Annotated in this window: 13 protein-coding genes and 1 pseudogene; 4 read left to right on the top strand and 10 right to left on the bottom strand. The window is 73.0% G+C overall.

Translation table 11 applies throughout. From position 1 onward, the window contains the following. Window positions 1-6: 6 nt before the first annotated feature. The 3 genes from STBA_RS05010 to STBA_RS05020 form a co-directional block, all read right to left on the bottom strand. Window positions 7-732, bottom strand: a complete 726-nt coding sequence (locus STBA_RS05010; RefSeq protein WP_077058071.1) for a class I SAM-dependent methyltransferase — start codon at window positions 730-732, stop codon at window positions 7-9. After that, the gene (locus tag STBA_RS05015) at window positions 729-3257 is read right to left on the bottom strand and encodes a SpoIIE family protein phosphatase (RefSeq protein WP_077058072.1); all 2529 of its coding nucleotides are present in this window, start codon (window positions 3255-3257) and stop codon (window positions 729-731) included. Before STBA_RS05015 ends, STBA_RS05010 begins: the two co-directional genes overlap by 4 nt. Window positions 3258-3350: 93 nt before the next feature. Beyond that, the gene (locus tag STBA_RS05020) at window positions 3351-4220 is read right to left on the bottom strand and encodes a helix-turn-helix transcriptional regulator (RefSeq protein ID WP_077058073.1); all 870 of its coding nucleotides are present in this window, start codon (window positions 4218-4220) and stop codon (window positions 3351-3353) included. Between the two features lie 111 nt (window positions 4221-4331). Here STBA_RS05020 and STBA_RS05025 point away from each other — a divergent pair, with 111 nt between their 5' ends. After that, complete coding sequence (locus STBA_RS05025) at window positions 4332-5117, top strand: NAD(P)H-dependent oxidoreductase (protein ID WP_077058074.1); 786 nt, start codon at window positions 4332-4334, stop codon at window positions 5115-5117. 7 nt (window positions 5118-5124) lie between these two features. On the opposite strand, the gene STBA_RS05030 is transcribed toward STBA_RS05025, so the two are convergent. From STBA_RS05030 to STBA_RS05055, 6 genes are all read right to left on the bottom strand, one after another. Continuing rightward, window positions 5125-5565 carry an SRPBCC family protein gene (locus tag STBA_RS05030; protein ID WP_077058075.1) on the bottom strand — a complete coding sequence of 147 codons (441 nt, stop codon included), beginning with the start codon at window positions 5563-5565 and terminating at the stop codon, window positions 5125-5127. Between the two features lie 74 nt (window positions 5566-5639). Then, entirely contained in the window at window positions 5640-5804 is a 165-nt protein-coding gene (locus STBA_RS05035) for a DUF6126 family protein (RefSeq protein ID WP_311616810.1), read from the bottom strand. A 51-nt stretch (window positions 5805-5855) separates the two neighbouring features. Then, window positions 5856-6749, bottom strand: a complete 894-nt coding sequence (locus STBA_RS05040) for an ABC transporter permease (protein ID WP_077063113.1) — start codon at window positions 6747-6749, stop codon at window positions 5856-5858. A 91-nt stretch (window positions 6750-6840) separates the two neighbouring features. Further along, window positions 6841-7701 carry an ABC transporter ATP-binding protein gene (locus STBA_RS05045; protein ID WP_077058077.1) on the bottom strand — a complete coding sequence of 287 codons (861 nt, stop codon included), beginning with the start codon at window positions 7699-7701 and terminating at the stop codon, window positions 6841-6843. Window positions 7702-7757: 56 nt separating this feature from the next. Continuing rightward, complete coding sequence (locus STBA_RS05050) at window positions 7758-8114, bottom strand: transcriptional regulator (protein WP_077058078.1); 357 nt, start codon at window positions 8112-8114, stop codon at window positions 7758-7760. Further along, window positions 8111-8602: a hypothetical protein gene (locus STBA_RS05055; RefSeq protein WP_253194534.1), complete on the bottom strand. Its 492-nt coding sequence runs from the start codon at window positions 8600-8602 to the stop codon at window positions 8111-8113. The genes STBA_RS05050 and STBA_RS05055 overlap by 4 nt, the downstream gene beginning before the upstream one ends. 246 nt (window positions 8603-8848) lie before the next feature. Here STBA_RS05055 and STBA_RS05060 point away from each other — a divergent pair, with 246 nt between their 5' ends. After that, entirely contained in the window at window positions 8849-9895 is a 1047-nt protein-coding gene (locus STBA_RS05060) for an Rv2578c family radical SAM protein (protein WP_077058079.1), read from the top strand. Between the two features lie 22 nt (window positions 9896-9917). On the opposite strand, the gene STBA_RS05065 is transcribed toward STBA_RS05060, so the two are convergent. Then, window positions 9918-10691, bottom strand: a complete 774-nt coding sequence (locus STBA_RS05065; RefSeq protein WP_077063115.1) for an SAM-dependent methyltransferase — start codon at window positions 10689-10691, stop codon at window positions 9918-9920. A 206-nt stretch (window positions 10692-10897) separates the two neighbouring features. On the opposite strand from STBA_RS05065, the gene STBA_RS05070 reads away from it, so the two are divergent. Both STBA_RS05070 and STBA_RS38630 read left to right on the top strand, forming a co-directional pair. Beyond that, a complete protein-coding gene (locus tag STBA_RS05070) occupies window positions 10898-11440 on the top strand; it encodes a GNAT family protein (protein ID WP_079251725.1) in 543 nt (180 codons plus the stop codon). 46 nt (window positions 11441-11486) lie between these two features. Next, window positions 11487-11600: pseudogene (locus STBA_RS38630) on the top strand (IS701 family transposase); the annotation flags it as partial. Window positions 11601-11685: the final 85 nt, after the last annotated feature.

Raw genomic sequence — 11685 nt, forward strand, 5'->3', positions numbered from 1 at the left:
GCCACGTTACCCGCGGCGGCCGATGACCAGCCAGATCGACGGCAGGGCAAGGGGCGCGCCGTCGGCGCCGCATTCCGTGGTGGCCAGCGGCAGCGCCCCGCTGGCCAGCACGGACAGGCCGGCCGCGGCGAAGAGGGCCGGCAGCTCGTCCGCCGCCAGGGCGCCGGGGCTGATGCCGTGCTCGAAGACCGCGGCGAGGGCGGGCGGCGGTCCTTCCGGCCGCCGCATCAGCCCGGCCAGCTCGGCCTTCGCGGCCTCGGAGGGCTCGACCACGAAGCCGCGGCCCCGCGCGCCGAGCAGCGTGGCCAGTCCCGCGGCCAGGGCGGCCTGCTCCGCGGGCGGCGCCTGGTGCAGAACGCCCCGCAGGTAGACGTGGCAGTCGCCCAGCTCCTCGTGCAGCACGGCCGCCGCGGCCGGATCGGCGGCGTCCACCTGCCGGAAGACGGGCCCGGCGGGCCCGGCCGCGCGGCGGGCCCGCGCGACGGCTTCCTCCGACAGGTCGACGCCGAGCACGGGGCCGGCGTGGTGGCGGGCGAGGTAGGCGGTCTGCGTGCCGTTGCCGCAGCCGACGTCGACCAGGGGCAGCGGCTCGGCGAAATGGGGTGCGAAGTGCGGCAGGTGGTCCGCGGCGACCCGGCCGGGCGCCGCATCCCAGAAGACGGTCTCCCTGCCTTCCGGCGCGGCGCGCCAGAAGCCGTCCCAGGCATCGACGGATCGCGCGGTTCCGCTCATCGCTTCCTCCTGTCGGCCGTGCTGCCGGCCGTGCTCGGATCGGTGCCGGGCGGGCCCAGGCTCTGCTCGAACCACACGGTCTTGCCCGGTCCGCTGCGGTGGCTGCCCCAGGCGCGGGCCAGCCGGCTCACGACGGCGAGGCCGCGGCCCGCGTCGTCCCCCGGCCCGGCCTCGCGCAGGGCGGGCAGCGCCGGTGAACCGTCGGTGACCTCGCACAGCAGCGCGTCGGCGCGCACCAGGCGCAGCCCGATGCCGCCGGGCCCCGCGTGCCTGACGGCGTTGGCGACGATTTCGCCGACGAGCAGCTCCGCGGTGTCGGCCACGGCGTCCAGCCGCCAGCGGCGCAGCTGTGCGCGGACCAGGCGGCGGGCGTGCGGCACCTGGGCGGGCAGCGCCGCCAGCCGCCAGGTGGCGACGTCCTCGGGCGGGATACCGGCGAGGCGGGCCATGAGCAGCGCCACGTCGTCCTTGCGGTCCTCGGGCGCGGTGGCGGCGGCCAGGGCCCGGATGATGGTGTCGCAGGCGTCGTCCATGGCGGCCGCGGGGTGGGCGGCGGACTCGCACAGGGCGGCGAGGCCGGTGCCGATGTCCTGGCCGCGGACCTCGACGAGGCCGTCGGTGCACATCACGAGCCGGTCGCCGGGGCTGACGGGCACCTCGACGGTGGTGAACGGGACCCGGCCGACGCCGATCGGCGCGCCGGTGGGCAGGTCGAGCAGGCGGCTGGACCCGTCGGCCGCGCGGACCAGCACGGGCGGGATGTGCCCGGCGTTGGCGACGCGCAGGACGGAGCGCACCGGGTCGTAGACGGCGTACAGGCAGGTGGCGAGGTAGTGGTCGCCGAGCCGCTGGGCCAGGTCGTCCAGGCCGCGCAGCAGTTGGGCGGGCTCGGTGCCGAGCGCGGCCATGGTCTGCACGGCGGTCCGCAGCTGCCCCATCATGGCGGCCGAGTTCAGTCCGTGGCCCATGACGTCGCCGACGACGAGGGCGGTGCGGCAGCCGGGCAGCCTGATGGTGTCGAACCAGTCGCCGCCGACGCGGCCGAGCCGGGTGCCCGGCAGGTAGCGGGTGGCGGTGTCGCAGCCGGCCATGCGCGGCTGGACGCGCGGCAGCATGCTGTCCTGGAGGGTCTCGGCGACGTTCTCCTGGAGGGTGTACATGCGGGCGTTGTCGAGCACGAGCCCGGCGCGCGCCGCAAGCTCCGCGCCGGTTACGCGGTCCATGTCGTTGAACTCGGGGCGTTCGGCGTGGCGCAGCAGGATCATGAAGCCGAGCACGACCTGACGGGCCTTCAGCGGCACGACCAGCATGGAACGGTGGGTGATCAGCGGGCTGATGTCCCGCTTCTCGAACTGGGCGGCGATCGCGTGGCCCATCTCCTCGGAGACGCGCGGCACGAGCACGGGCTCGCCCGTCGACATGCACCGGAAGAACGGGGTGTGCTCGGGGAACGGCATCGACTCGCCGACCGGGATCACGTCGTCCCACCGGCCAGGCTCGTCCGTGTGCTCGACGGCGACGCGGTGCCACATGGTCCTGGCGTCGGGCGGCCCGTCGGGGAAGCCTTCGCCCGCGACGACCTGCTCGCGCAGGTAGGTACCGGCGACGTCGGTGAACCGCGGCACCACGGCCGCGCTGACCTCGCGGATGGTGCGGGTGAGGTCGAGGGAGGAACCGATGCGGCCGCTGACCTCGTTCAGGAACTCCAGGCGTTCGCGGACCGCCGCGTACTCCAGGTCCTGGGCCGGGCCGTCCGCCGGGCCGTCCGCCCCCCGGGCTGTGCCCGGCAGCACCCGGCGGCGCGGCTCGCGCCGGGGCACGCCCCAGTCGGGGGTGACGGGCAGGCGGGTGTGACGGCTGATCTCCAGGACGGGGTAGCCGAGTTCGAGTATGCGGGCCGCGATGCGGCCGGCGTCCCGCGTGCCCATGCCGGGCAGGATGTGCGGCAGCTCCTTGGCCAGCCGGTCCGCCTCGGGGAAGTCCGTGTGCGGGGCGAAGGCGGGAATCAGCCGCTCGCCGCTGCCGAGGCGGGTCGCCTCGACGTGTCCCCCGTCGGCGGCGAGCACCAGGACCCGCGCGGCGCCCGGGCCGTGGAGCGGGTAGACCCACCACAGGACGTCGCGGGCGGCGGAGCTCTCGTCCGGCTCCCTGGTCCAGAAGCGGCCCGCGGTGGGCTGGACCAGCTCGGTGGTCTCCGTACCGAAGATGATCTCGACGCGCGACTCCGGGTCCACCGGGCCATTCGCGGCGTCCATGGCGCGCCACGGCCCGCCGGGCCCGCCGGGTCCGCGGCCCAGGTCCGGCGGGACGTCGCGGTCGACGATGCCCGACACGGGCATGATCTCCGCGGCCGGCCGGCCCACCGCCTCCTCCCGGTCGGCACCGAACAGCCGGCGGGCGCCGCGGCTCCAGTGCGAGACCCGGCCCGCCCCGTCGACGACGACCACCGCGAGCGGGATACGGCCGGGCACCGGGGCGGGCTGGCGGGGGCTCTCCTGCTGCGGGCGTTCCGGGTCGGCGGGCACCGTCTCTCCTTCCGGGCGGGGAGCGTTCCCACGGTACGCCGCGGGCGGGCCGCGGCGGGAGGAGATGGCCAAGGTGGTCGTGCGCCCGCGCGTTCAGCCGGTGGCCGGCACGGGCGCGCCTGCCGTGCGCGCCGCGAGCGCGCGGAGCGCGCCGGCCCCTTCGCTGCCCTCCGGCGCGCTGTATACGTACATCTGTGCAGTAGGGCCACCGTCGGTGAGGGGCAGGTGCAGCGTCTCGTAGTCCAGCGGGAACCCGCCGACGGCGGGGTGGTGGAACCGCTTGGTGCCGCGTCCGCAGACCAGCACGTCCCCGGTCTCCCACAGCCGGCGGAACGCGGAGCTGCCGGCGGACAGTTCGGCGATGAGCGCGGTCAGCTCCGCGTCGTCGGGGTGCCGCCCGGCGGCGTGCCTGAGCACGGCGACCATCTCCCGCGACCGTTCGTCCCAGTCGGGAAAGAAGTCGCGGGCGGCCGGGTCGAGGAACGTGTACCTGCCGTGGTTGCGCCAGCGCACGTCCCGCTCCGCGACGCGCCCGAACAGCTCGGAGCCCAGCGCGTTCCACGCGACGACGGTCATCCGGTGGTCCATGACGACGGCGGGCAGCCCCGCCATCCCGTCCAGCATCCGCTGGAGCGGGGCGCCGACCCCATCCCCCGGGCCGCCAGGCGGGGCGGTGCCGCGGGCGCGCGCGCCGGCGAGCGTGGCCAGGTGCTCGCGCTCGGTGGCGTCGAGGCCGAGGGCGCGCGCCAGCGCGCCGAGCACCTCGGCCGAGGGCGCGGTGGCGCGGCCCTGTTCGAGCCGCACGTAGTAGTCGACGCTGATCCCGGCGAGCTGCGCCAGCTCCTCCCGGCGCAGCCCGCGCACCCTGCGGCGGCGCCCGCCCGCGATGCCGATGCTCTCCGGCGCCACCCGGGCGCGGCGCGCCCGCAGGAAGGCGCCCAGCTGGTGGCCGTTGTCCTCCATGCGACCCAGTATGCGCCGCCCCCTGCCTGGTCCTGCCGGTACCAGGATCGCGCTTCCTTCGGAAGCGGCGGGTGCTGGCCCGCCCGCGGCGGGTGTGACACAACGGATCACATGAGCGACAACGAGCCGAAGAACGTGCTGATCGTCAGCGTGCACCCGGAGCCGCGTTCGCTGAACGCCTCGCTGACGGCGTTCGCCGCCGAGGAGCTGCATGCGGCCGGGCACCGGGTGAGGCAGTCGGATCTGTACGCGATGAAGTGGAAGGCGGGCGTGGACGCGGACGACTTCCCCGACCACTCCCCCGCGGACCGGCTGGAGGTGATGGCCGTATCCGGGCGTGCGACGGCGGAGGGGCGGCTGTCCCGGGACATCGCGGCGGAGCAGGAGAAGCTGCGGTGGGCCGACGCGGTGATCCTCCAGTTCCCGATGTGGTGGTTCTCGGTGCCGGCGGTCATGAAGGGGTGGATCGACCGGGTGTTCACGTACAACTTCGGCTACGGCGGCAAGGACATGCCCCGTTACGGCGACGGCACCCTGGCAGGGCGGCGGGCGATGCTGTCCATGACGATCGGCGCCAGGGAGCAGGCGTTCTCACGGCGCGGCATCCACGGGCCGTTGAACGACGTGCTGTTCCCGCTGCACCACGGGCTGCTGCACTACACGGGGATGGAGGTGCTCCAGCCCTTCGTGGTCTGGCACGCGATCGGCCTCGGCGAGGAGGCGTACGAGGCGGCACAGCGGGAGTACCGGGAGCGGCTGCGGACGCTGTTCACGGCGGAGCCTCTTCCGTTCCGCGCGCTGCGGGACGGCGACTACACCCGCTCCCTCGAACTGCGTCCCGGACTTGAGGCGCCGGGGACCGACGGCCTCGCGCTGCATCTGCGCCGGGACGGCTGAGCGGACCCTACTTCTCCATCTCGGCAGCGAGGTTGGCCAGGATCTGCGCGTAGATGCCGCTGAGGGCACGCGGCGCGAAGATCCGTTCGAACACGCCGCCGACGCCGCCGACGCCCTGCCAGGCCGTGTGGATGGTGACACGGGAGCCGCCGCTCTCCGCGCCCACCGTCCACGTGGTCACCAGGGTGGAGTTGCGGTCGGACTCCACCAGCTTGCGGTCCTCGGGCTCGGTGACTTCGAGCAGGCACTCGCGCACGCGCTTGGCGGTGGCGTGGAGCCTGAAGAAGACCACGGTGCCCTCGCCGTCGCCGCCCTCCCTGACCTCGAAGTCGGTGAACTGCTCGGGGAGCAGCTTGGGGTGTACCTCCTGATAGTCGGCGATGGCGTCGAACACATCGTCCGGTTCCGCCTTGATGTCCCGCCGCGCGACGACCTCGACCAGCGCCATGCGAACCCTCTCCTGCTGTCGTTGGGGCCTGGCGGCCCAGTGTGTCAGTGCCGCGGGGCGGCGCCGCGCGGCGGCTACCCCTTCGCGCCCAGCGAGAAGAGGAAGACCAGGAAGCCGGCGAAGAGGTGACCGACGAGGCCGTAGATCAGCATGCGGACCCACAGACCGCGCGGAATCCGGTCCCTGACCCTGCGCTGGGGAGTGCCGCTGCCCTCCGGCATGAGGTGGTGCTCCTTCACGTCTCGTTGTGTGGTGTGCGTATGGCCGATCGGGGCGCCGGCACTGCCTGCCTACGCGAGCACCGCCCCGCTCCGTACCGCCTTGCGATGGCGCGCGGTCAGGCGGGAGCCGGACTCGCGGCGGGCGGCGCGGCGCAGGAGGGGGATCGCGAGGAGGAACCCGATGACTGCCCAGGCGGTCAGCACCAGGGCGACCATGGGCAGCTCCCAGGAGCCGGCCGCCTCGGCGGCCCGTGCGGAGTCCGGCAGCAGCGCCGAACGCAGGCCCTGGGCCATCCACTTGAGCGGGAAAACGGCGGCCGCCTGCTGGACCAGCACGGGCAGCGAGGTGATCGGGAAGACCGCTCCCGAGGTGAACAGCAGCCCCATCGTGGGCAGCATGATCAACGCCAGCGCCTCACGCGGGTTGGGCAGCACGGCGCCCAGGGCCGCGCCCAGCGGCACGACGGCGAGCAGCCCGAGCGTGGTGACCCACAGCAGCGTCAGCCAGTCGCCAGGACCGCCCGGCAGCGGTCCGTCCACCAGCAGCGCCGTGGCCGCCACGAGCAGGCCCAGGCTGCCGACCGCCATGACGACCACCAGCAGGCATTTGGCGATGAGATAGGCCGGTATCCCGCCGGGCGTGGCGCGCAGCCGCAGCAGTGCGCCCTCCTCCCGTTCGGTCACGAGCATCTGCGGGAGGCTGATCAGCCCGATCTGGAACAGCAGATAGGCGGCGAAGCCCGCGAGCACCAGGTGGGCCATCGGGGTATCGGTGCCGGGCACCTCGCCGCTGACGTAGGCGGCGATCAGCAGCGCGACGACCACATTGGTGAGCTGGCCGGACATCTCCTTGGGGTTGCGGAGGAGGTGGCGTAGCTCGATGCCGCCGCGGAGCAGGCCGGCCCGCCAGTACGGGCGGGTGGGGCGGCGCGGCTCCGCCGTCCCACCCGGTGCGTCGTTCATGCCCGCCACGTCCGCCGTGTCCACCGCGTCCACCTTGTCCGTCATCTGTGCCCTCCTCCTTGTCCGTCATCTGTGCCCTCCTCCTTGTCCGTCATCTGTGCCCTCCTCGTACGGCCGGCGCCGCCTGGTCCGTGCCGTCGTCCGCCCGGTGCACCATGTGCAGGTAGGTGTCCTCCAGCGTCGGGCGGCGGACCTCCAGGTCGGCGATCGGTCCTTCCGCGTCCCGGTGGAGCTGCCAGACCAGCCGTGAGGGGTCCTTCGTGCGTTCGCGGTGGGCCGTACCGTCGCCGGCCGTCCAGCGGACCTCGGTCTGTGCGGCGGCCCGCCGAGCGAGGTCCGACGGGGTGCCGCAGACCCGTATCCGGCCGCCGACCAGCATGGCGATCCGGTCGGCGAGCCGCTCGGCCTCCACCAGGTCGTGCGTGGTGAGCAGGACGGTGACGCCTTCCTCGCGGGCCAGCCGTTCGACCAGGACGTGGAACTCGCGCCGGGCCTCCGGGTCGAAGCCTGTGGTCGGCTCGTCCAGGAAGAGGAGCTCGGGGCGGCCGACGATGCCGAGCGCGACGTCCAGCCGTCGGCGCTGGCCGCCGGACAGCCGGTCCACCTGCCGGCCCGCCTGGTCGGTGAGGCCGACCAGGGCCAGCAGCTCGGCCGGGTCGCGCGGGTCGGGGTAGTACGTCGCGAAATGCGTCAGCAGCTCGGCGACCCGCCAGCGGCGGTGGTCGCGCCAGGACTGGAGGACCAGCCCGATGCGCCCGCGCCAGGCGTCGCCGCCCCGCTCCGGGTCCGTGCCGAGGACGCGGACCTCCCCGGCGGAGCGCTGCCGGAAGCCCTCCAGGATCTCGACGGTGGTGGTCTTCCCCGCGCCGTTGGGCCCGAGCAGCGCGAAGACCTCGCCGCGGTGAACGTCCAGGTCGATGCCGCGGAGGACGACGAGGTCGCCGTACGCCATGGTCACGTTCCGCGCCCGGATGACGGGACGGGCGGTCGGGGTGGGCCCCGGCGCCCTCACGGTCCTGCCTCCGCATGGTCCTGCCGCCGTTCCGCCACCCCGGTCAGGACCGCCGTGGACCCGGCGCCCTCGACGATCGCCCGGAGCGCCGCCACATGCCCCTCGAAGGCGGTGCGGCCGCGGTCCGTGAGCCGTACCTTCGTACGCCGCTTGCGGCCGCCGCCCTCCTTGTGGATCTCCAGGTACCCGGCCTCTTCCAGGGTGTGCAGTTGCTTGGAGAGCGCGGAGTCGCTGAGCGAGAGGCTGTCGCGGATGAACGCGAAGTCCGCCCATTCGGTAGTGGCGAGCAGCGCGACCACGGACAGCCGGGTGGCGGGGTGGATCAGCTCGTCGAAGCCGGTGGGGGTGCTCATCGGGCCACCTGTTCGCCATGGCCGCGCAGCGATTGGGCCGCCCAACGGCTCGCCGGCCCGATGAACAGCAGGAACACGGCCGCCGAGACGGTGGCCTGGACGAGACCGGCGAGCACCGGCTCCAGCGACTCGGCCAGCCGGCCGGACAGCCACGCCGTCGCGCCGGTCATCACCACCCCGGCGACGAGCGTGACGGACATCCGCCGGTTGTAGCGGGAGTGGTGCAGTTGCATCGGGCTCCTGCTGGCGTAGCGCACCGTGAGCACGCTCAGCAGCGCGACGTACGCGGCGAGGGCCAGCAGGACGACCCACCGGGGCGGGCCCAGGCCAAGGCCGGCCAGGAAGACCCACATGAGCGCGGCTGCGGCGTATGCCACGCCGGGCGCGCCGGACGCGCGCCGCTCGACCTCGTCGTACACCCGCTCCTGCGGCACCCGGATGCGCTGGAGATCGTTCCATGCCTGTTCGGCATTCACCGGTGTGCTCACGGCCGTCGCCTTCCATGACGATTCAGGACAGTTCATGTGCGGTTCGGGAAAGTTCGGGGCGGTTCGGAGAGGTTCGAGAGGGGCCGGAACGGCGTACGGCCGTGCCGGACGAGCCCACTTGACTTTCCCACCAGGAAAGCTACCTCCGACTTTCCCGAACGGCAAGTCGAGGGAGGCGATCCGGGTTGACAGCCACGATTCGAACGTGTGTCCTATTTGGGTACGACGGCAGCGAGGAGGGTCCCGATGCGCTGGAACAACCTGAGTGACGACACCCCGGCCACAGCGCCCGCGCTGTTCGGCACCGACGTCGTGACGCGGACGTTCGACACCCCCGAGTTCCACGGCATCACCTTCCACGAGGTGCGCGCCCGCTCGATCGTCAACCGCGTGCCCGGCACCTCCCGCATGCCGTTCACCTGGACGGTGAACCCCTACCGCGGCTGCACCCACGCCTGCGTCTACTGCTTCGCCCGCAAGACCCACAGCTACCTCGACCTCGACACGGGCACCGGATTCGACTCGCAGATCGTCGTCAAGGTGAACGCCCCCGACCTGCTGCGCCGCGAGCTGGGCGCGCGGCGCTGGCGCGGCGAGCACATCGCCATGGGGACGAACGTCGATTGTTTTCAGAGAGCGGAGGGACGGTATCGGCTCATGCCCGGCATCATCGCGGCCCTGCGCGACTACGCGAACCCGTTCTCCATCCTCACCAAGGGCACGCTGATCCTGCGCGACCTCGACCTGCTGCGGCAGGCCGCGGACGTCACGGACGTCGGGATCTCCGTCTCCGTCGGCTTCGTCGACACCGCCCTGTGGCGCACGGTCGAGCCGGGCACCCCCGCGCCGGAGCGGCGCCTGGACGTCGTGCGCGCCTTCGCCGAGCACGGCATCTCCTGCGGCGTGCTGATGGCCCCGGTCATCCCCTACCTGTCCGACGCGCCCGCGCAGCTGCGCGAAACCGTCCGCGCCATCGCGGCGGCCGGTGCGACGTCCGTCACGCCGCTCGCCCTGCACCTGCGGCCCGGTGCGCGCGAGTGGTTCATGCGCTGGCTGGGCGAGCACCACCCGCACCTCGTCCGCCGCTACCAGGTGCTCTACGCCGACGGTGCCTATGCCCCCACCTGGTACCAGCGCCGCATCACCGGCCAGGTCCACGAGCTGGCGGCCGAGTACGGCATGGGCCCCGCCAGGCCCGGCGCGCACCGCAGCCCCCGGGACAGCGGGCGCCGGGATGCCCCCGCCGCGGAGACCGCGCCGGAGCCCGAGCCCACGCAGCTCACCCTGCTGTGACCGCGGCGCCGGGCAGCGGCGTTCAGGGCTTGCGGCCGACCGCGCCGAACTGGGCGACGGCCCGGTCCGGTTCGCCCGCCGGCCGCCAGTGCGTGCACGGCACGAGACCCGGCGGCAGCAGCTCGACGCGGTGGAGCAGCCGGGACACCTCCGAGCGGCTGCGCGCGGTGATCGGCGGGCTGGCGTGCGCGTTCCAGAAGCCCATGGCCGCCGCGTTGGCCTCGCCGCCCAGTTCGAGCGTCGGGTGGGTCAGCACCAGATAGCTGCCCGGTGGCACCGCTTCGAGCAGCCGGTCCACGACGCGCACCGCCTCGTTCGTGTCCAGCACGAAGTTGAGCACCCCCAGCAGCATGACGGCCACCGGCCGGCCGAGGTCGAGCGTCTTGGCGGCGCCGCTCAGCACGGCCTCCGGCTCGCGGACGTCGGCCTCGACATAGTCGGTGGCGCCTTCGGGCCCGCCGACGAGCAGAGCCCTGGCGTGGGCCAGCACCAGCGGATCGTTGTCGACATACACCACGCGCGCGTCCGGTGCGGCGCCCTGCGCGACCTCATGCGTGTTCTGCGCGGTCGGCAGGCCCGTTCCAATGTCGAGGAACTGCCGGACCCCGGCCCCCTCGGCCAGGAACCGCACGGCGCGCACCAGGAACTCCCGGTCCGCGCGGGCCACCTGGGGGATCTGCGGGTACATGCCGCGGACCTGGTCGCCCACCTGGCGGTCGACCAGGTAGTGCTCCCGCCCGCCGAGCCAGTAGTCCCAGACCCTGGCGGTATGTGCGACCTCCGCGTTCACGCTCATCCGCAGGATGATGGCACGCCACCGGACCCGGACGGCAGTCAGGCACGGCCGCCCCGCCCCGCCGGGGGAGCCGCGCAGTTCCAGTGCGGATACCCGACGAGTCGCCCACAGCACGGTGGTGCCGCGCATCGTGAACGTCTCCGACTGCGGTAGCGGGCCGCTGAGGTCCGGGCTCGGGCCGGTCCGAGATCTGGCACGATCCGATCGTGAGTCAATCTCTGGTGAATTTGCGCAAGCTCACGCTCAATGACTGGCAAGCGGTGCACTCCTGGGCCAGCCTTGAGGAGGCTTGTCGCTACCAGCCTCGGGGGCCGAACAGCGAAGACCAGACGCGCGCGTTCGTGCAAACTGCCGCAGAGGCCTGGTCCCGTGCTCGTCAGCAGAGATTCGTCTGCATTGCCCGCTCCGAGAACAACCCCGTCGGTATGGATGAGCTTCACATTCGCAGCCATCGCCATCGCCAGGGGGAGATCACCTGTATCGTGCACCCGAGGGCCTGGGGGCGTGGCGTGGGCACAGCGATCGGGCGAGAGCTTCTGTCGCGAGGGTTCAGGGAATTGGGACTCCACCGGATCTACGCGACCTGCGATCCTCGCAATCTCCCTTCGGCTCGGGTGCTGGGCAAACCTGGCATGACGTACGAGGGGCGGCATCGGCACACCGCCTTGATCCGAGACGGCTGGCGGGACTCCGAGATGTTCAGCGTTCTCGAAGCGGAGCGGCGCCCGAGCCCCGGCGCCAGAATGTGACCTTGCTGCTGGAGGCCGGTTCGTCAGGGGCGAACTCCACTGCCGGATGCGACGGTTCGTACTCGGGCTGCTTTCGGACCTGCCCCGCAGGAACTGCTGGACCACCGCCGATTGGGCCGGTGAGCCGACTCCGGACGGGACGCAATACCTGTTGAACCGGACCAGTTACCGCCCACCTGGAGAGCGACCTCGCCACCTGCTCCACGTTCGTGGCAGCGTGGTTCGCTGATCCCGCGGAGCTTTTC

Source organism: Streptomyces sp. MP131-18 (assembly GCF_001984575.1).
GTDB lineage: Bacteria > Actinomycetota > Actinomycetes > Streptomycetales > Streptomycetaceae > Streptomyces > Streptomyces johnsoniae.